Annotated in this window: 16 protein-coding genes and 1 riboswitch; all 16 genes read left to right on the forward strand. The window is 29.1% G+C overall.

Annotation, left to right across the window (positions count from 1 at the left end):
* Positions 1-399 precede the first annotated feature (399 nt).
* Entirely contained in the window at positions 400-2,205 is a 1,806-nt protein-coding gene (gene hflX / locus CLCHR_RS15485; RefSeq protein WP_079440740.1) for a GTPase HflX, read from the forward strand.
* Positions 2,206-2,270: 65 nt separating this feature from the next.
* Complete coding sequence (locus tag CLCHR_RS15490; protein ID WP_079440741.1) at positions 2,271-2,870, forward strand: hypothetical protein; 600 nt, start codon at positions 2,271-2,273, stop codon at positions 2,868-2,870.
* Between the two features lie 155 nt (positions 2,871-3,025).
* Complete coding sequence (locus tag CLCHR_RS15495) at positions 3,026-3,931, forward strand: nucleotidyltransferase domain-containing protein (protein WP_079440742.1); 906 nt, start codon at positions 3,026-3,028, stop codon at positions 3,929-3,931.
* A 29-nt stretch (positions 3,932-3,960) separates the two neighbouring features.
* Complete coding sequence (locus tag CLCHR_RS15500) at positions 3,961-5,397, forward strand: aminotransferase-like domain-containing protein (protein WP_079440743.1); 1,437 nt, start codon at positions 3,961-3,963, stop codon at positions 5,395-5,397.
* Positions 5,398-5,421: 24 nt separating this feature from the next.
* Positions 5,422-6,069, forward strand: coding sequence for a YigZ family protein (locus CLCHR_RS15505; RefSeq protein ID WP_079440744.1), 648 nt, complete (start codon positions 5,422-5,424; stop codon positions 6,067-6,069).
* A gap of 47 nt (positions 6,070-6,116) precedes the next feature.
* Positions 6,117-8,216 carry a sensor domain-containing diguanylate cyclase gene (locus tag CLCHR_RS15510; RefSeq protein ID WP_079440745.1) on the forward strand — a complete coding sequence of 700 codons (2,100 nt, stop codon included), beginning with the start codon at positions 6,117-6,119 and terminating at the stop codon, positions 8,214-8,216.
* A gap of 100 nt (positions 8,217-8,316) precedes the next feature.
* A complete protein-coding gene (locus CLCHR_RS15515; RefSeq protein WP_079440746.1) occupies positions 8,317-9,057 on the forward strand; it encodes a YebC/PmpR family DNA-binding transcriptional regulator in 741 nt (246 codons plus the stop codon).
* A 543-nt stretch (positions 9,058-9,600) separates the two neighbouring features.
* Positions 9,601-11,316 carry a methyl-accepting chemotaxis protein gene (locus tag CLCHR_RS15520; protein ID WP_079440747.1) on the forward strand — a complete coding sequence of 572 codons (1,716 nt, stop codon included), beginning with the start codon at positions 9,601-9,603 and terminating at the stop codon, positions 11,314-11,316.
* A 642-nt stretch (positions 11,317-11,958) separates the two neighbouring features.
* Positions 11,959-12,990, forward strand: coding sequence for a type IV pilus twitching motility protein PilT (locus CLCHR_RS15525; protein WP_079440748.1), 1,032 nt, complete (start codon positions 11,959-11,961; stop codon positions 12,988-12,990).
* A gap of 150 nt (positions 12,991-13,140) precedes the next feature.
* Positions 13,141-13,223, forward strand: a riboswitch (cyclic di-GMP riboswitch).
* Positions 13,224-13,378: 155 nt separating this feature from the next.
* Positions 13,379-14,131, forward strand: coding sequence for a prepilin peptidase (locus CLCHR_RS15530; protein WP_079440749.1), 753 nt, complete (start codon positions 13,379-13,381; stop codon positions 14,129-14,131).
* A gap of 123 nt (positions 14,132-14,254) precedes the next feature.
* Entirely contained in the window at positions 14,255-15,940 is a 1,686-nt protein-coding gene (locus CLCHR_RS15535; protein WP_079440750.1) for a GspE/PulE family protein, read from the forward strand.
* 66 nt (positions 15,941-16,006) lie between these two features.
* Entirely contained in the window at positions 16,007-17,209 is a 1,203-nt protein-coding gene (locus tag CLCHR_RS15540) for a type II secretion system F family protein (protein WP_079440751.1), read from the forward strand.
* A gap of 79 nt (positions 17,210-17,288) precedes the next feature.
* Positions 17,289-17,693 (forward strand): prepilin-type N-terminal cleavage/methylation domain-containing protein, encoded by a 405-nt coding sequence (locus tag CLCHR_RS15545; protein ID WP_079440752.1) that lies wholly within the window; start codon positions 17,289-17,291, stop codon positions 17,691-17,693.
* Positions 17,694-17,816: 123 nt separating this feature from the next.
* Positions 17,817-19,028 (forward strand): type IV pilus assembly protein PilM, encoded by a 1,212-nt coding sequence (gene pilM / locus CLCHR_RS15550; protein ID WP_079440753.1) that lies wholly within the window; start codon positions 17,817-17,819, stop codon positions 19,026-19,028.
* Between the two features lie 13 nt (positions 19,029-19,041).
* Complete coding sequence (locus tag CLCHR_RS15555) at positions 19,042-19,599, forward strand: PilN domain-containing protein (RefSeq protein WP_079440754.1); 558 nt, start codon at positions 19,042-19,044, stop codon at positions 19,597-19,599.
* A gap of 1 nt (position 19,600) precedes the next feature.
* On the forward strand, positions 19,601-20,905 hold the full coding sequence (locus CLCHR_RS15560) for a pilus assembly protein PilO (RefSeq protein ID WP_079440755.1): 1,305 nt from the start codon (positions 19,601-19,603) through the stop codon (positions 20,903-20,905).
* The last annotated feature ends 3 nt before the right edge of the window (positions 20,906-20,908 follow it).

Genomic DNA, 20,908 nt, shown 5'->3' on the forward strand with positions numbered 1-20,908 from the left:
ATTAAGGATAATTCATTAAAAGAATTATCAAAATAATAATATATTTTTGACGTTTTTCAACAGTTTATTCCAAAAATGTGAATTGTACATTGTCAATTATGAATTATATAAGTTATAATTAGGCATATGAAAGAAAATAATAAGTCTATGATGCAATGTATATTTTTCGTTAGCCAAGGAAGTATATTTGCCTCATAGCGGGCTATTAGGCGAATATGCTGACGAAGTATAACGGAAAATATACTAGCATGCTGACTTATTATTTTTTTTATATGCCTTAATGAATTAATAGTATAAAATTATATGAAAGTTGTCAAGATAGGGATATGAGGGAAAATAGACGGACATACTGACTTTTTATTTTGTTGAATATCCCTTGGGATATGTGAGGTGTTTTTTATGATATACGGAAATATTGAAGGAATAAGAAAATCTATAATAGATGAATTAGAGAGTGTCTACTCTATAAGGAACTTAAAAGATGAAGTTTGTGATGTAGAAATTTTGAATATTATTGCGAGAATTTCTAGTCAAATTGAAAGAGAAGTAAGTGTAGGAATTAATAGAAAAGGAAATGTTACTTCTGTTGCAATTGGTGATTCTACATCTGTTGAAGTTCCATTAATAGATATAGAAGAAAAAAGATTATCAGGAGTTAGAGTAATTCATACTCATCCAAATGGCTATTGCAATCTGTCAGCTTTAGATCTAACAGCATTGTTAAAATTAAAATTAGATGCCATTGTATCAGTAGCTATAATAGATGGAAAGATAATCGATTTCTCATTAGGAATGCTTACATTATACAATAGTAAGCTAGAAACAGATGAAAAAATAAATCTATCACTAGAAGAAATACTGTCTATACACATTTTAGATAAAATAAGATTTATAGAAAATCAAATTAAAACAAATGATGTAATAGAGGATACAGAAGAAAAGGCCATATTGGTTGGATCAGACACAAAGGAAAGTCTAGAAGAGTTAAGAGATTTAACAGAAGCATGTGATATACCTGTCTTAAAAACTGTATTTCAAAGTAGAAATAAAGTAGATGCTGCTTATTTTATTGGTAGAGGTAAAGTTTTAGAGATAGCAGCTATGAGACAAGTAGAAAGAGCTAATGTAATTATATTTGATGACGAACTATCAGGATCTCAAGTAAGAAATTTAGAAGCAGCTTTAGGAGCTAAGGTAATTGATAGAACTACTTTAATATTAGAAATATTTGCAACAAGAGCAAAGAGTAAAGAAGCTAAAATACAAGTAGAGTTGGCTCAGCTTAAATATAGATTAAGCAGATTACAAGGCTTAGGTACTATATTATCTAGAACTGGTGGAGGAATAGGGACTAGAGGTCCTGGTGAAAAGAAATTAGAAACTGATAGAAGACATATAATGGAAACAGTATATGATTTAAAAGATGAATTAAAGAAAATCAAGAAGACTAGAGATGTACAAAGAGAGAAAAGAAACAAGGAGAATATCCCTAAGGTATCTTTAGTTGGATATACTAATGCGGGAAAATCCACTTTAAGAAATGTTCTATGTGATATAGCAGCTAATAAAGAAAATAAAATTAAAGAAAAAGTATTTGAAGCAAATATGCTTTTTGCTACACTTGATACTACAACTAGAGCATTGACTTTAAGTAAGAAAGGTGTGATAACTCTTACAGATACAGTTGGATTTGTAAGAAAATTGCCACATGATTTAGTTGAAGCATTTAAATCAACATTGGAAGAAGTTATATTCTCAGATCTTTTATGCCACGTAATAGATTCATCCTCAGATGCATCAGTAGAGCAATACGAAGCAGTAAATGAAGTATTAAAGGAATTAGGGGTAATAAATAAAGAGACAATCTTAGTTTTAAATAAAATAGATCAGGCAACAGAAGAACAGATTGCAAAAATTAAAGAAGCAATAGGTGATAATGAAGTAATAGAAATTTCAGCTAGGGAAAAAATCAACTTAGACGAATTGTTGAATTTGGTAGAAGAAAAATTACCTTATAATTATAGAAAAGTAGAATATTTAATACCGTATGAAAAAGGTGATATTCAATCATTTTTACATAGAAATGCAAGAATACTTGAAGAAGAGTATAAAGATGATGGAACTTATATGGTAGCTGAAGTAGATGATGAGGTATTAAATAAAACTAAAGAGTATGTACAAACAAATGTAATGGTAACTAATTAATTGATAATAAATATAGTCTTTTTATAATATACTTAAAATGAGTATATTATGGGGGACTATATTTTATGGAAACAAGTGGACCATTTAATCCAAACGACCCGAGAAGTGCAAGATCACTTAGAAGTGCTCAGAGAGTAATAAATCAAGGGGCTACAGAAGGGGCAAATGCAACTGAAAGTCCTGGTAACGCAGCTGATACAAGTAATGCAGGAAATCAAGGTACGGCGGCATCAAGTGATCAAATGGCAGTGTTGCAGAATAGGGTATTAGAGCAGCTTAATAGAATGAGTGAGGCAATAGCGGCAATAAGCACAGCTCAAACTAATGTTGCTTCAATTAGAATTGAGCAATTCAGTATAACTTATTTCACTAGAGAGGTGCGTCCTTTGCTTGATGCTCTATATTTTATATCTATTTCATCTCTAAATATAGCAGGTGTAGCTCAAGCATTACAAAATAATACCTTTGGCGAGAGAAAAGAGCTAAGGGAATCGTTGGAATTAGTTTATACAATGAACCATGAACTTGAAGGAATATTAGAGTCTTTAAGCAGGCGAATGAAGATTTACATACATCAGATAAAGAAAATGGATAAAAATTGTCCTCCTTTTGTAAAAGCGGATGATAATTGTCCTCCATTCGATAGTAGGACAGAAGATTCTTAGATGTTTTTATTTAAGAATCTTTTTTTATTAAGTTTTATAGATTTCATTATCCTAAGAAGTGGTGCCTTTAAATAAATACTTGTTTAAGTTATAATAGTAATAATATTGTTTTTTATAGAGTACATAATGCCTTAGGCAAAAGAAGGTGAGATAAGGTGTCAAAATCCATTTTGGATTATCAAAAATCCTCTGAAAAATTAATAAATATATTAAAGACTAATAAAAAGGTTCTGGCTATATTTGCATTTGGAAGTATAATTAGCGGAGATCTTTGGGAAGAGTCTGATATAGATTTATTTGTTGTTTATAAAGATATATTTGAAGATGTTAGAGATATATATACGGAAATGCTTAATATACCAGTTCACATGAAAATATTAAGTAAAGAAAAGTTTTTAGCGTTATACGAGAGCTATGGGAAAAAAGGCCTTATAAGAAATTTACTTATATCCTCTAAAATAATATTTTCAAGAGATGAAGAAATAGAAAGTATTTTTAATAAAGCTAAGTATAGTTTAGATAAATATAAGGAAACATGGAATTTAGTATATCTAGGCAATATCATAAAAGATATTGGAGTAACTAAGAAATATTTACAAAATGATAGCATATTTACATCCTATGAGGTTTTAATTAGAGCTTTAGATAGTTTCGCTAAATTGTATTTAAACCTAAACGGTTATACTGTAAGCAAAGATGCAGTAAAGATGGTAACTAACTTTGATAATAGGTTTAGCATAATAATAGAAGAGTTATTTAATGGTAAGTTTATAAAACAAAATATACAAGATACTGTAGATTATATTGAACAGTTTTTAAATGAGAATATTAATGAGGCATCAAAGCTTATATTAGATTATCTATATGAAAAGAATAAATTCTTAAGTTCATATGAAATAAAAAATAGTGAACTATTTAAGGAATTTGATATAAAAGTTGAGGATATCTTAAAGGAATTATACAAAAGAAAATTAATAATTAAAAATACAAAGAACTTAGATTTACCATCTAATGAAAAGTTGATAAGTGAAAATGTATATTCATATAAGGTTTATAACTAGATGCATTCTGATAATAAAGGGGAAATGTTATGGATATATACAAAGATTTTAAATTCGAGAATAACGAAACACCGAAGTATGTTCAACTAGCTAACTATATAAAGAATATGATTGATAAAAGAAAAATAAAAGAAGGAGATAAACTTCCGACTATTAGAGATTTATCAAAAAGATTAGGTGTAAATAATGTTACTATAGTTAGTGCATATAATAAATTGAAATTAGAAGGATATGCTTATCAAAAAGTTGGAAGTGGAAGTTATGCAAAGAGAAAAGAGGTTGCTTCAAATTTTAGAAAAGAATATTCAAATGCATTAAAGAAATTATCTATGGAGATTTTATCCGAGGTAGTTGATTTTACAGGGGAAACCACTGCAGAAGTATTATTCCCTATTGATGACTTAAAGAATATTATTAATGAAGTGCTAGAAAGAGATGGGGCCAATGCTCTGCTTTCTGACAATAGAAATGGGTATACAAATCTTATATATACCATAAATAAAGTTTTTTGGGATAATAATCTTAATAATGAAGATATAATAATTGTTTCAGGAGCGCAGCAAGGAATTGATATAGCATCAAAGGGTATATTAAATATTAATGATAATATTATAGTAGAAAAGCCGACATATGTTGGTGCACTATCAGTTTTTAAATGGAGAAAAGTAAATTTATTTGAAGTTCCAATAGAGGAAGATGGAATAAATTTGGATAAATTTGAAAAAATACTTCAAAAGAATGAAATAAAATGTTTTTATACTATGAGTTATTTTCAAAACCCAACAGGTATAAGTTATAGTATAGAAAAGAAAAAAAGAATTTTAGATCTTGCAGAAATTTATGATTTTTACATAATCGAAGATGATTATTTATCGGAACTTATATATGAAAATTCTTTAGAATATGTTCCTTTTAAATGGCTTGATAAGAGAGATAGGGTTATATATATAAAAAGTTTTTCTAAAATATTTTTACCTGGAATAAGACTGGGGTACTTAGTGGCTCCAGAAATATTTAGAGAAACGCTTCAAAATTCAAAACATAATACGGATATTACAACATCAAGTTTAATGCAGAGAGCATTGGAGTCATATATTTCAGGACAAAAGTGGAAAAAGAATATAAAAGATTTAAATGATGAATACATTCAAAGATATACACAAATGAAAAGTATACTAGATAATGAGTTTGGCGATATATTAACATATATAGACCCAAGAGGTGGACTAAATTTTTATTTAACCTTAAAAGATGACTATAGAGTAAATACAAAAGAACTCTTCATGAGCCTAAAAAAGAGGAATGTGTATATTACTCCGGGGGTTATGTTTTTTACGTCACAAAATGATGGACAAGATTCCTTTAGATTATCATTTTATCAAACTGATAAAGAGAGAATAGAAAAAGGTATGAGAATACTTAAAGAGGAAATTATTTCGATAGTAAATAATCAAAGAGGATATTAAGACTTGGAAAGGAGCTAGATAAGAATGTCCTACATTACAATAAAAGATTTTGGTGAAGATAGATTTGAAGAAAAGAAATCTGAGTTTATTGGATATGCAAAAAGAGTTGAAAGTGAAGAAGAAGCTAAAGCTTTTATAAATGAAATAAAAAGCAAGCATAAGCAAGCTACTCATAATTGTTCTGCATATATTATTGGGCAAAATATGAATATTCAGAGGTATTCTGATGATGGAGAGCCGCAAGGAACAGCTGGAATACCTATTCTCGAAGTAATGAAGAAAAGTAGAATAACTGATTGTGCTGTTGTAGTAACTAGATATTTTGGAGGAATCCTTCTTGGTGCAGGAGGATTAACGAGAGCGTATACCAAGGGAGCAAGTATAGCTATAAAATCTGCAGGAGTTGTTGAAAAGGTTGACGGCTTAAAATTAAGTTTTGAAATGGAATACGATTTGTTTGGAAAGGTTCAGCACTTATGTGGACAAAATTCATGGCATATAGAGGATACAGAATACAGTGATAAGGTTGTTGTTAATATATTGGCAGAAAAAGCAATATCAGAAGATATAGAAAACGAAATTATAGAAGCAACTAATGGGAAAATTATAGTTAGAAAAAGCGAAGAGGGAATTTATTTCAAGGAAGGTAACAGACTATATACGAGAATTTAAAACTCATATGTTAAAATATAGATTATTACATGGTAAGGGGGAGAGTAATGAGCAGATATCCAGAGTTAGATGAGCATATCAAGTTGTTGAAACAAGATGAAAATCATATGAAGTATTTCAGACAGTTTGCATTGGAAAATATTAATTCTGATCCCAAATATGTTAAAAAGGTATTTGAGCATTTACTTGAACTAGTAAAAGAGTGGAATTACAAGTCAGCCGAGCATTGGTGCTTAGTTTACATTGGATGGTGTGAAAATTTTACTAATAATTTTCTAGAAGCGTCCACTACTCACTTAATCGCAAATGAGTTTTTTGAAAAGGAACAAGACGTTGAGGGAATAATAACAACATGCAACGCACTTCTTTCGGATTATTTAAATCTAGGTGAAATAGAGCTGGCGATAAGAAACGGTATAAGAGGGATTGAATTAGCTAATGAGGTGAAAGATGAATGTAATTTAATTGCATTACTTCTTAACACGGCAGAAACTTATATTGAAAGTGAAAATTATGATGAGGCATTGGCATTAGTAGAAAGACTGAGAAGTTATAATTACACCATTAAAGTTACAGACGAAGTTATAATACTAGGAATATTATCAAAAATTTCGTTAAATGATAATAAGCTTAAAGAGGCTTATGAGTATTGTAATAAAGCTCTAGAGATTATGGAGAAAAACCATGATATTATTGATAGAGAAGAACTTATGGGAACAAGAGCTGAAATTAATTATAGGCTTGGAAATTATGACGAAGCAGTAAGAGAATTTGAAGAAATAATTGAGATGACCGGAAGAAATAATGATCCATATTTTAAAATTAAAACTTTAATTAGATGGGCCAAATGTTACTATAATTTAGGTCAATATAATTTTTCAAAAGCAAAGCTGCTTTTGGTAATCAATAGTGAAAGATTAAATGATTATATTAGAATAAGAGTAAAGGCATATGAGCTTTTGAAGGATATTTATATTAAATTAGGTGAATATGAAAAAGCGCTTGAAGCGTTTAAAAAATATGATGAGTATAAGGATAAATCCAATATAAATCATAGTAATTTATGGTTATCGGTTTTAAAATATAAAAGCGCAGCGAATGAAGCAAAAGCTTATAAATCCTTATATAAAAAAATCGATCTTATTTCTGAGATTGGAAGGAAAATAACATCAAGTCTGGATCTTGAAGAAATACTGAAATCAATTCATGAGGAAATTGAAAAAATAGTTGATACGGATATACTAGGTATTGCTTTGTATAACAAAGAGAAGAATATGTTAAACTATGATTTCTTTATTAAAGATGGGAAGAGATTTCAAAAAAGTGAAAAGGCAATTAATGATAATACAAGTTTTGGAGCATACTGCTTTAATAGTAAAAAAGAAATATTGATTAATGATATAGTTAATGAATATTGGAAATATATAGACAAATCAGGTATTAGTGAAGAAAAATTAAGGAGACTCTCTACCTCGGTAATATATTTACCAATATTAATGAATGATGAACCAATAGCACTTTTGACAGTACAAAGTGATAAAAAAAATGCTTATACAAGGCATGATATATCAGGTTTAAAAATTTTAGCCTCTTATATTGCAATTGCAATTGAAAATGGAAAACTATTTAATGAGGTTAATTATTTTGCTAATAATGATGTCTTAACAGGTGTCTTAAACAGAAATGGAATAATTAGAAATGGCGAAGAAATGCTGATAAACAATAGAAATTGCAGCAATTCAATAATAATGATGGATATTGATTACTTTAAAACAATTAATGATACATGGGGGCATCATGCCGGGGATATTGTACTTAAAAGCGTAGCAGAAATTGCTAGTGACAAAATTAAAGAGTATGGTAGTATAGGCAGATACGGCGGAGAAGAATTTTTAATTATACTTCCAAATAGTGATTTGGCTAAAGCTAAGAAAATTGGAGAATCAATTAGAAAAGCAATAGAACAATATAATTACCCTATAGATAATAATAAATATGGAAAGATTACTGCCAGCTTTGGAATATATGAGTTTGTGAATACACATGAATCCTTACTTGATGGATTAAAGAAAGCAGACCAGGCTCTTTATAAAGCAAAAGCTTCTGGTAAAAATATATGCATTAGCTATGTAGAAGAATTTGATTAAAGGGAAATTAAGTATATACGTACATTGTGAATTAAAAAGAAGTGTGTTATAATTTCAATGGATTTTACAAGATTAAAAGGAAAAGTAAGGAGGAAAACACATGTCAGGACACTCAAAGTGGCATAATATTCAAGCAAAAAAGGGCAAAACAGATGCAAAAAGAGGGAAAATTTTTACTAAGATAGGTAAAGAAATCGTTATGGCGGTTAAAAATGGTGGTGCTAGTCAAGAGATAAATGCAAAATTAAGAGATGTAATTGCTAAAGCTAAGGCAGCAAACATGCCTAATGACACCATTTCAAAAGCAATTAAGAAAGCATCTGGGGAATTATCATCAGTTAATTACGAAAATATAGTTTATGAAGGTTATGGCCCTAGTGGAGTGGCTGTAATAGTTGAAACTCTTACTGATAATAAAAATAGATCAGCAGGAAATGTAAGAAGTGCCTTTACAAAAGGTGGCGGAAACATGGGGACATCAGGTTGTGTAGCGTTCATGTTCCAAGAAAAAGGAGAAATTGTCATTGAAAAAGAGGATAAAGATGAAGATGAATTGATGATGATAGCCCTAGATGCAGGAGCGGAAGATTTCTCAAGTGATGAGGATGAAGTGTTTGTAGTAACTACTTCACCAGAAGATTTTGGAGCAGTCAGAGAAGCCTTAGAAGCACAAGGGATTGAATTCTTAGAAGCAGCTGTAAAGAAGATTCCAGATACATATACAGCAATAGATGAAGCAGATGCTAAGAAGTTCCAAAAGATGCTAGACTTACTTGAAGATGATGACGACGTTCAAGAAGTTTACCACAACGCTGAATTCCCTGAAGGATGGGATGAATAGGACATTTCAGGGAGATTTGAAATTATAAATAGCGCTGAATCATTATAAATTTATATATAATAATGACACTTTCAATATTGATATACATAGTTATCAATATTGAAAGTGTTTTTTCTTTTTCTAGCCATGCAGATGTAGATTTATGTAGGGCTGTAGGAGCCGAAAATTATTATAGAGTGACGAAAAAATAAAAATGGTGATTAATGTTAGGAAATGTGAATAATAAGATTATTAATATATAAAATAATTGAATTATGGATAAAGATTATTAAATAATATAGATTTTTTTGTAATAATATGTTAAAATGAATCAAACAAAGTACACTCAAACATTTAATAAATTCCATTAAATATGAGAATAACTCAGTAGAAAAAGATCTTTAGCGCTTTTTTATTTTTTGTCATAATATATTGTTTTACTTCAAAAATATAATTTTTTTATACATTAAGCTTAAATCAAATTTAACGATAATAAAATAAAAGTGTAAAAAAACAGAAAAATGTAATAAGAATAACAATTAAATAATTTTAGGGGGTATTTTTTTGAGACTGTTTGAAAATTTAAAGACTATACAAAAGTTAATATCTGCATTTATCTTAGTGTCTCTATTTATAGCTGTGGTTGGATTTATTGGAATTAATAATATGGGGGCAATCAATTCTAATGCAACTTCAATGCATGACTATAATCTTGAATCAATAAAGGAATTAACAACAATAAGGCAAAATATTAGTGACATAAGATTTAATGTATTAAAAATTGATGCCCAAAGAAATTTGAATAACCAAAATGAGTCACTTGAAAATGAAATAAAGCAATTATATGATGAAACAAATGCAATAATATTAGATTATGAAAAATCAATATTATCTGATGAGGAAAAGCCAACATTTAATAAGCTTAAAGATGACTTAAATGAGTATAAAAGAGCATATGATTTGGTAATACAACGGGCAAATGAAAATAATTATACCGATGCCGATGCAAATTATACTAAATTAACGCCAATAAGGACGAAAATATATAATGAAATAGGTGAATTAATAAAGATAAACGTTAATCAAGCAGATAATTCATATCAAGAGAATAATTCAATGTATAAAAGCTCTTTATATAAAATAGTTGCAATAGTTTCTTTTGCTTTAATTATTGCAATCATTTTAGGAATTTTTATATCAATTTGGATTTCAAAGCAATTAAAGAAAGTATTAATTTTTGCTGAAGCTATTGGAAGCGGAGATTTAACTCAATCAATAATGATTGATACAAATGATGAAATTGGAAGTCTTGCTAAAGCACTGAATCAAGCTAGTCAAAACATAAAAAATTTAGTCGGTGAAATAATTAATAGTGCTAGTGATATAAGTTCAACTAGTGAGGAATTATCAGCAACTGCTGAAGAGGTTTCATCAAAAATGGAAGTAGTAAATGAATCAATAGAACAAATAGCTAGAGGGGTTCAAGATTTAAGCGCAACTACTGAAGAAGTAAGTGCTTCAACAGAGGAAATAAGTGCTAGTACTAATGAGCTTACAAATAGAGCGAATGAGGCAGAGATATCTGTAGGTGAGATAAAAAAACGTGCAATAGATATAAAAACTAAAGCCTCAAAAAATATAGAAGAAGGTACTGTTATATATACAAAAAATCGTACTAATATTTTAACGGCTATAGAAGAGGCTAGGGTTGTAGAAGAGATAAAAGTTATGGCTGATTCTATTGGAACCATAGCAGAGCAGACTAATTTACTAGCATTAAATGCAGCCATTGAAGCAGCAAGAGCTGGAGAACAAGGAAAAGGGTTTGCTGTTGTTGCTGATGAAGTAAGAAAGCTTGCGGAACAATCTGCTGAGGCGGTTATGAATATTAAAGGGATGGTTACACAAGTACAAGTTGCAGTTGCTAAACTTTCACAAAGCGGGGAAGATGTACTTGAATTTATGGAGAATGATGTAAAACCAAACTATGAATTCCTTCATAACACAGGAATTCAGTATGAAAAAGATTCGGAATTTGTTAATAATATTACTGAAGAGATTTCGGTTTCGTCAAGGCAAATGAGTGAAGTAGTTGAGCAAATAAGTTTTGCTATACAGAATGTTTCAGCAACAGCAGAGGAGTCAGCAGCAAGTTCTGAAGAAATATCCAATAGTGTTAATGAAATAACTATTGCTATTAATGATGTTGCAAAATCTGCACAAGGTCAGGCGGATTTGGCACAAAGATTAACTGATATGGTACAGAAGTTTAAGGTGTAAAATATATTAATTTAAAGAAATTATAGAACATTTAGAAGAGTTAAAAAAGCCCTGAATGATGGTATATCTATTAAAATAATAACACTTTCAATATTGATATGCATAGCTATCAATATTGAAAGTGTTTTTTCTTAAAAGTATAAGGAAAAACGGAGAGGATATTTTCGGAGTTTAGCATAAGTTGGTTTGTTTCGAAATTGATGTTAATCATGCATCAACATTTTTATTATCCATGTAAGATTATTACTAAAATTATATTACCAAAGTTAAGCGATAATGTGGTAGAATTATATGATATTTATAAATACTGAAAAATTTGTAATATATTTTTTGTGAGTTTTTATATATAGATTATATTTAGACATTTTTATTTATTATTATGTATTATTTAATTTGCTAGTTGGATGTGATTGTTTTAAATATGAATTTATACAATACGGTGTATGGCGAGAATTAAATATAATTATAAAAAGGAGAAAAAAATCCCTTTTGTGGTAATAAGTTTTGACGTAAAACTATCATTTTTTAGTATTAAATTAAATATTTAGAGAATTTTATAAAAAATTGAGGTGACAGTACTATTTTAGTAATGATATAATAATTTTATAAAATATTCTAATATTTATACGGAGGATACAGAACGTGGCTAAAATAGATAAATTATTAGATACCGTTGATATAAGTAGTACATCTGATATACATATTACTTCTGAACAAGTTCCTAAGGTAAGAATAGATGGGGTATTAGTTAAGATACAAGAAGATATAATTTCTCATGGAGAAGTTGGAGAATATATTCAGGATTTAGCTCCTGATAAATTTAGCGAATTTTTAGAAGATGGGGAAATTGATTTTAAATATAATAGACCTGGAATGGGGAATTTCAGAGTTAATGCATATAAGTGTAAAGGAAGTTATGCAATATGTCTGAGAGTAATTAAAGAGGCTATACCTAAACTTAAAGATTTGGCAACCGCACAAGCACTAAAATCGTTTACTGAATTAAGTGATGGTTTGGTACTAGTTACAGGACCAACGGGTTCAGGTAAAAGTACAACGCTTGCAGCTATGGTAAATGAAATAAATTTAACTAAGGAAAAGCACATAATTACTCTTGAGGAGCCAATAGAATATATATACGAAAACCATAAGTCTATGGTAAATCAAAGAGAGATTGGACAAGATACTAAAAGTTATGCAATGGGTTTAAGAGCTGCACTTAGACAAGACCCAGATGTTATATTACTTGGAGAAATGAGAGATCCAGAAACTATTGAAATAGCATTAAGAGCAGCACAAACAGGTCACTTGGTTTTTTCTACATTACATAACTTGGGTGCTGCAAATAGTATATACAGAATTATAAATTCATTTGAGTCTAGTCATCAAAATGAAGTGAAGATTCAGCTATCGTCTTTATTGAGAGGTGTTGTATCACAAGTTCTGCTTCCAAAAGCTTCAGGGCAAGGTAGAACAGCAGCAATGGAGATAATGGTATGTACTCCAGGTATAAAAAATCTAATTAGAGAAGGTAACTTTGAGCAAATAGATAGTTTTATACAAATGGGATCTAAATTTGGAATGCAGACAATGGATATGGACTTAAGAAATTTAGTTATGAGTAATGTGATTTCAAGACAAGAGTATGAAAAATGGATACAAACTAATAGATAGAAATTATATTATAAGGTTTTTCATACTTATGAGGAAATATATATTTGAATTGTAGACTATTAAGATGTTATGTGATAAAATTCAAATATATGTAATAGATGGTATGTTTTTGTACAAAAACTGCTCAAAATTGAATAGAAATAGCATTTATATGTTATAGGGAACGATGATTCATATATTTATTTGGGCACTTTATATGTGATGAGTTAATAGTGCAACCGACCTTTATAGTTATAGTATCTTAGGTTGGTTTTTTTGCATACTTTTCAGAAGCAAAAATAACTGCCTGAAGTATAAGGAATTATTAAAAGGTTCTTAAAAATAAATTGGATTATATTACCAGAGAATTTAAAAGAAATATTTCTACAGAGGTATTGGAGAGAGTAAATTGGATTATGGATTAATAATTGTATTGGGATTAGTTATAGGAAGTTTTTTGAATGTATGTATACATAGAATTCCTAGGGAAGAATCAATAGCATTCCCCCCGTCACATTGTACCAGTTGTAACCACAAATTGAGTTATCTAGACTTGGTACCGGTAATTAGTTATATATTTCTCAGGGCAAAATGTAGATATTGTGGTGAAAAGATATCCATAAGATATCCGCTCATTGAGTGTCTTAATGGGATACTCTACTTATTAATATACTTGAAATTTGGCATAACTCTAATTACTATAAAATATTGTATATTCGTATCGTTTCTAATAGTTATTTCCATGATAGATTTTGATACTCAATATGTGTTTACCAGCACTACAATTTTGAGTGGAATAATTGGGATCGTATTTGTATTAACGCAATATTTTATGCATGAAAATGGAGTCCTTAATTTAATTTTAGGAGGATTAATAGGCGGAGGAATTATAGGATTAATTGTATTTCTAACTAAAGGGATGGGAGAAGGAGATATTGAAATTGCTGTTGTTTGTGGGTTGTTTCTAGGTACAAAAGCAATTATGCTAGGATTATTTTTAGCCATAATCTTAGGAGGAATAATAGGAATAATAATTGTTTTATTAAAATTAAAAAAACTAAAAGAAAAGATGGCTTTTGGACCATTTATAGCAGTAGGGAGTATAATTTCCATGTTTTATAGTACAGAAATTTTAAGAATATATTTTGAATTATTAACATAAAGGTGTATATATATTTATCTTTTACAATGTTTTTACTTGTATAATTTTCATGCTGAATTTACACTAATATTGAGGACACAATACTTATTTCATTTATAACAAATAAAAGGGGTTAAACATATAATGGCGACTGAAAAAAGAAGGTTAGGGAACATTCTTGTAAATGCGGGTAAAATTACGGGATATCAATTGCAAGATGCATTAAAGTCTCAAAAGATTCTAGGCAAAAAGTTAGGGGAAATCTTACTCGACAGTAAGATAATAACTGAGGAAGATATAATTGAGGCTATTGAGCAGCAAACTGGAATAAAGAAAGTAGATTTAAATACAATAAATTTTGATAGAAAAGCAATAACTTTAATACCTCAAAATTTGTGTGAGAAATATATATTAATTCCATTTGGTTTTGATAATAATAAGATTAAAGTTGCGCTTGCAGATCCGTTAAATATTTTTGCTATAGATGACGTAGCGATATCCACTGGGTTTGAGATAGAATCATTTATATCTAAAAAAGATGATATCAAAAAATTTATAGGAATATACTATAGCAGCCAAGAAGTTAATAATGCGGCTCAGCAGCTATCTAAGGAAACAGCTGAATCTAAAAATTCTAAACTAAATGTTGAAGATGTCGATAATGTTAAAAATGCACCAGTTGTTAAAATGATAGAATACTTATTTAAAAACTCAATAGAAATGAAGGCGTCGGATATTCATATAGAACCATTTGAAAATGAGATAAGAATAAGATATAGAATAGATGGAAAGTTGCAAATAGTTAATACAATTAATATAGAAAGCTTAGGACCATTAGTGACTAGAATAAAGATACTTGCGGGATTAAATATAGCAGAAAAAAGAATACCTCAAGATGGAAGAATAATGGTTAGTGTAGATGGAAAAGATGTAGATCTTAGAGTTTCAATACTTCCAGTAGTTAATGGTGAGAAAATAGTAATAAGAATTTTAAATACTTCTGGTGGAAATATAGGAAGAGATAAATGGGGAATGAGTAAAGAAAATCTTCAAAGAGTAGATAGAATTATTTCAAATCCTCATGGAATAGTTTTAGTTACAGGACCTACAGGAAGTGGAAAATCAACAACTTTGTACACTATTTTAAGTGAATTGAATAATGATAAAGTAAATATAATCACAGTAGAAGACCCCGTAGAATATACCTTAAGTGGGGTAAATCAAGTAAGTGTAAATAATAAAGCAGGATTAACTTTTGCAAGTGGTCTTAGAAGTATATTGAGACAAGACCCAGATATAATCATGATTGGTGAGATTAGAGATAATGAAACTGCTGAGATCGCAACAAAAGCGGCTATAACTGGACATCTTGTATTAAGCACGCTACATACTAATGATGCTCCATCTTCAGTAATAAGACTTGTGGATATGGGCATAAAACCATATCTAGTTGCTACCTCAGTGGTTGGAATAATTGCACAGAGATTAGTTAGAAAAATATGCACTAATTGTAAGCAACCATATGAAGCTACTGAAATTGAAAAAGAAATACTTGGGGTAAATGAGGACAATCCTTTAACCTTGTATAAGGGCAGCGGTTGTGGATATTGTAATCATACAGGGTATGTTGGACGAACAGGCATATATGAAGTTATGGAAATAACAAGAGAGCATAGAGAAGCTATAAATTTAGGTGAAAGTTCAGATGTACTCAGAGATATATCAATAAAAAATGGAATGACTACCTTGGCTTCGGGTTGCAAAGATTTAGTTATTAACGGCATAACAACTATGGCTGAACTTGCAACAATAACTATGACTAAGGAATAGCGCATGTAATAATATAAGGCGTAATTAGTTATTGTAAATTCTAAATTTAGAGGGGGGATAAATAAAGTGGCTAGTTACAAATACAGAGCAATGAATTCAGATGGAGAAAAAATTGAAGGTATACGAGAAGCTGATTCTAAAGGAGATGTTATGGATTTTATTTCCTCTAATGGATATTATCCTTTGATGGTAGAAGAAATAATTGAAAGTAGTAAAATAGAACTAAACTTTAATGATAGGGTAAGAATTAAGGATATTTCAATTTTTTGTAGACAATTTTATACAATGCTAGATGCTGGAGTGCCAATATTAACTTGTTTAAATATACTATCAAAACAGACTCAAAAGAAAAAGTTAAAAGATTCTATAATAGAAATTGAGCAAGAAGTGCAAAAAGGTGGAATATTATCACAAGCTATGAGAAAACAAAAAAAAGTATTTCCAGAACTTTTAGTCGGCTTAGTGGAAGCTGGAGAAGCAAGCGGTACATTAACTAGTATTATGCAAAGAATGGCAACGCATTATGAAAAAGAGAATAAAGTTAATAATAAAGTAAAAAATGCAATGATTTATCCAGTTATACTAAGTCTAGTAGCTGTAGTGGCAGTTGTATTTATACTAATTTATGTAATGCCAACATTTAAAGGGATTTTTGATCAGACTGGGACAGTATTACCTTGGTCAACTAAACTTATACTTGGTAGTGGAGATTTCTTAAAGGAAAATTATCTGTTGATTTTTACATTGCTAATATTATGTGCAGTTGGTATTAAATATTACTTTAGCACTGAAAGTGGCTCAATTGTTTCAGGTAAGATAAAACTTAAACTTCCAATAATAAAGAATTTTACTGAAATGGTGATAGTATCAAGGTTCACAAGAACATTGTCTACATTATTAGCAAGTGGTTTGTCTTTAGTAAATGCTATGGATATTGTTTCTGGAGTTGTAGAAAATAAGATAGCAGAAAAAGCGTTAAAAACAGTTAAAGAAAAAATAGTCAAGGGTGAAGAGTTAAATACTTCAATGAGGGAAACAGGAATATTCCCAGAGATGCTTTATTCAATGATTAAAATTGGAGAAGAAACAGGATCAATTGATGAAATTTTGAGTAAAACAGCAGACTTTTATGATGAAGAATTAGAAACTACTATACAAGCAACAGTTGCTTTAATGGAACCAATTTTAATAGTAGTAATGGGACTTGTTATTGGGTTTATTATAATGTCAGTAATGCTTCCGATGTATGATAGTTACACCCAGATTTAAAATTGTTTTAATAATGCATAATGTATTATCCATAGTGCGTTATAAAATATAAATTATATAAAAATTAGGAGGAATAAAAATGACTAGTTTATCAATCACAAAAATGAATGAACTATCAAAGAAAAAAAAGAAAGGATTTACATTAGTAGAACTTATTATTGTTATTGCTATTATTGCAATATTAGCAGCAATTGCTATACCTAAGTTTGGACAAATTACAAGAGATGCAAATATAAAGGCTGATATAGCTACTGCTAAGAATCTTCACGGTATAGCAGCTCAGTTAGTGGCGGAAGGTGAGGAAGTAACAGATGCTAATGTTGCAGCTAAGCTAGATGGTTCACCTGCAACATTACCTAATACTAAGGCGACTAAAGCACAGTTTGTGGTAGAGTATGATAATACAGATGGTGATATAACTGTAGGCGATGGTAGTACGGAGATATATCCGACCTTGGGTTCAGGTTATGGAACACAATCTTAAATTATAGCTACAATTAGAGAAGAAAATAAAATTATATGAATATACTAAAAGTGTAAAGCTAAAATAAGCTTTACACTTTACTCTATACACTTAAATATATGAGGGGAAATAGGTGGGGGAATAATGAATAAAATAAAAGAAAAAATTCATTTGGGTAAGAGTGAAGACAATAAAAAGAAAATAGATTTAAGTAAAATTAAAGAATTAATGAATGTTGATATTAAAGATATTAAAGCTAAATTATTAAAAAACAGTAATAATAATAAAAAAAAATATTTTAATAAATCAGAGAAAAAGAGAAAAGTAGTAGCGTTTGATATAGGAAATACAAGTACTAAAATTGTTGAAGGCATTTACTATAAAGAAAACTTGTCAGTAAGTAAATTTATAAGAATTCCAACTCCTAAGGAAGCAATTTCAGATGGAGCAATAGTTAATAAGGAAATTTTGATTTCAAGATTACAACAAACCCTATCTGAAAACTCTATAAGTGCTAGGGAAGGAATATGTACAAGTAATTCTACTTCAATTATAAATAGAGAAATTATGATTCCTAAGGTTGAAGATGATGAAATAGAAACTGTAGTTAGATACGAAATTCAACAATATTTACCTATAAACTTAGATGATTATGTACTTCAAACTAATATTTTAGGCGAGGAAAAGTTTCAAGAGAATCAAAAGTTAAACGTTCGTGCTATTGCATATCCAGAGAAAATGGCTAGAGGATATTATGAATTTTTAGAATTATTAAATTTAAAGCCATATGCATTAGATGTTAATTATAATGCATTAAATAAATTAATTAATTATGTAGATATCATTAATGAATATGAATATAATCCTAAAGAATCAATTGTTTTCATAGATATGGGAGCAACGAGTCTTGATGTTAACATATATAATGAAGGTGTTTTAAAATTTACAAGAATAATAAAGAATGGTGGAATTGATATTGATGAAATATTAATTCAAATGTTAAACATTTCAAAAGATGAAGTTGAACAATACAAACAAAGAAATATAAACTTAAGAGAAGAAAATCTCAGCACCCAAAATGGAGATGTAGTAAATGAAATTGATGACTGGATTGATAAAATAGAAAAAGTAATACAATTTTATAAAAATAAAAATATGGGGATTGGTGTAGATAAGGTCTTTATTTACGGAGGTACATCTAAGATAAAAGGACTAAGTGAGTATATGACTTCGAAATTATCAATAAGTGTGGCAAGGATTCAAAGTATTCCCAAAATAGATTTTAACTATAGTAATGAAACATATGAATCTATTGACAGCTTTATTAATGCAATAGGTTCAATAATAAGGTTGTAGGGGAGGCGTAAAAGTGAGAGATATAAACTTTTTTAGTTATTATCAAGGAAAAAATCAAGAAAAGAAAGATGAAAAAATATATTTTTATATAGCTTATGGAATATTAACTTTAGTAATTTTAATAACGGTTATCATAAATTCAATTAAAATTTTGACTCTAAATAATCAAATAAAAAGTTATACTGAAAAATTAAATGCTGCAGATATACAAGCACAACTCAAAGAGGCTGACGAAGTAAACGGGAAAATAGAAACTTTGAGTAAATATGAGAGCAGTTTGTCGGAAGTGTCTAATTCCATTGCTAAGAATGACATTGTAACAGATGATTTATTAAATGATATATCTAGTACAATTCCAAGTAATGTTTCTTTTAAAAGTTTTAAAATAGAAGGTTATGATTTAACAATAAGTGGAGTTTCACATGATAGGGAAGCTGTTAGTGAATTTGAACATAATTTAAAAGGTTTATCTGAAATAAAAAGTGTTCATGTAATAAACATAAATAATAGTAATGCAGTAGGTGAAGATTATTCCTTTGATATGACTTGTGTGTTAAAGGAGGTTAAATAATATGAAAATAAGTAAAAGAGAAAAGCTAATGCTACTTATCTTAGGTTTTTTCGCTGTAGGAATTTTATATTATGAATTTGGTTATGCAGCCCTTACTAAGGCTGTAGAAGAAAAAACTAAGGCGAAAAATCAAGTTGAAGAAAAATATAATAAGGCTATGGAAACTATAGATTCTATAGAACTTCAAAGAAGTAAAGTAAAAGTATTAAATGCTAAGATAACAAGTCAGGCTAATCCATTGTATCCTACAATAAGTCAAGAGCATATAATATTAGAACTCGACAAGTTAATGAAAGATAGCGGATTAGAAGGTGGAATGACCTTTGAAACCGTAGAAGTCAAAGGGGTAGAATCAATTAAAGAATCGCAGAAAGATAAAGAGTTACCAGAAAGCTCTTTGCAAAAAGATGCGGATGAATATAATTATAAATACGGGGAAGCAAAAGACGAAAAAAATACTATAAGCAAAGAAAATGATACTAAAGATTCTAATTCAAATAATCAAAGTTTAAAAAATGCTAACAATAATACTTCAAATACAAGTAATAATAACAATTCTAATTCTACAAAAGATAAGAAACAAAGTGACTCAAATACCATAGCTCAACTCAAAATTAATTTGAATTTTAATGGTAGTTATGATGCAGTGATTAAATTTTTGAATTCTATTGGAGAATACGATAGAAAAATTCCAATTTACAACATTAGTATAAATGAAAAGAGTTTAGATGAGGTGGCTGGTTCGTTGAATATGACCATATACTCTATTCCTAAGATAGATGAAGATATAGAGAGTTATTTAAAGTGGAGTTTAAATAATACCTATGGAAAATCACAACCTTTTAATGTAGGAAGTACTGCTGGAGCTGGAATAAAAGCGAATACAGATGTTGCTGATTTTATGGTTTCAGTTAAATCAGCAACATCAGAGTTACCAACAATTATAATGGGTAAGGCTAATGATCTATTAAGAACTACTTATGCTTATGCTGATGGGAATAATGAAGAGAATGCTGAAATTACATTAACTCTGAAGGATAATAAATATTATTATAAATATAAGACTAAGAATGATAAAATTCCTATAGATTATAGTGATCCAGGAAACGAATTTGTACCTAATAGTGAAAATATAGTTTTAAATATATCAAGTGAAAACAGAATCACATCTAATGATAAATCTGGATTAAAATTAAAAATAGTTAATAATACAGATAAGTTAGTAAAGATAACTGTAAGTGGAGATGATGTTAAAGAACCAAGAGTTTCAATTGACGGTGATAGTAAAAATATAAGCGTTAATTAAGAG

The sequence above is a fragment of the Clostridium chromiireducens genome, from assembly GCF_002029255.1.
Lineage (GTDB): Bacteria > Bacillota > Clostridia > Clostridiales > Clostridiaceae > Clostridium > Clostridium chromiireducens.

Bases quoted from the DNA above. Each gene is read 5' to 3' on its own strand.
- hflX (WP_079440740.1), top strand. From the start codon at position 400: ATGATATACGGAAATATTGAAGGAATAAGAAAATCTATAATAGATGAA.
- CLCHR_RS15490 (WP_079440741.1), top strand. From the start codon at position 2,271: ATGGAAACAAGTGGACCATTTAATCCAAACGACCCGAGAAGTGCAAGA.
- CLCHR_RS15500 (WP_079440743.1), top strand. From the start codon at position 3,961: ATGGATATATACAAAGATTTTAAATTCGAGAATAACGAAACACCGAAG.
- CLCHR_RS15505 (WP_079440744.1), top strand. From the start codon at position 5,422: ATGTCCTACATTACAATAAAAGATTTTGGTGAAGATAGATTTGAAGAA.
- CLCHR_RS15510 (WP_079440745.1), top strand. From the start codon at position 6,117: ATGAGCAGATATCCAGAGTTAGATGAGCATATCAAGTTGTTGAAACAA.
- CLCHR_RS15515 (WP_079440746.1), top strand. From the start codon at position 8,317: ATGTCAGGACACTCAAAGTGGCATAATATTCAAGCAAAAAAGGGCAAA.
- CLCHR_RS15535 (WP_079440750.1), top strand. From the start codon at position 14,255: ATGGCGACTGAAAAAAGAAGGTTAGGGAACATTCTTGTAAATGCGGGT.
- CLCHR_RS15545 (WP_079440752.1), top strand. From the start codon at position 17,289: ATGACTAGTTTATCAATCACAAAAATGAATGAACTATCAAAGAAAAAA.
- pilM (WP_079440753.1), top strand. From the start codon at position 17,817: ATGAATAAAATAAAAGAAAAAATTCATTTGGGTAAGAGTGAAGACAAT.
- CLCHR_RS15560 (WP_079440755.1), top strand. From the start codon at position 19,601: ATGAAAATAAGTAAAAGAGAAAAGCTAATGCTACTTATCTTAGGTTTT.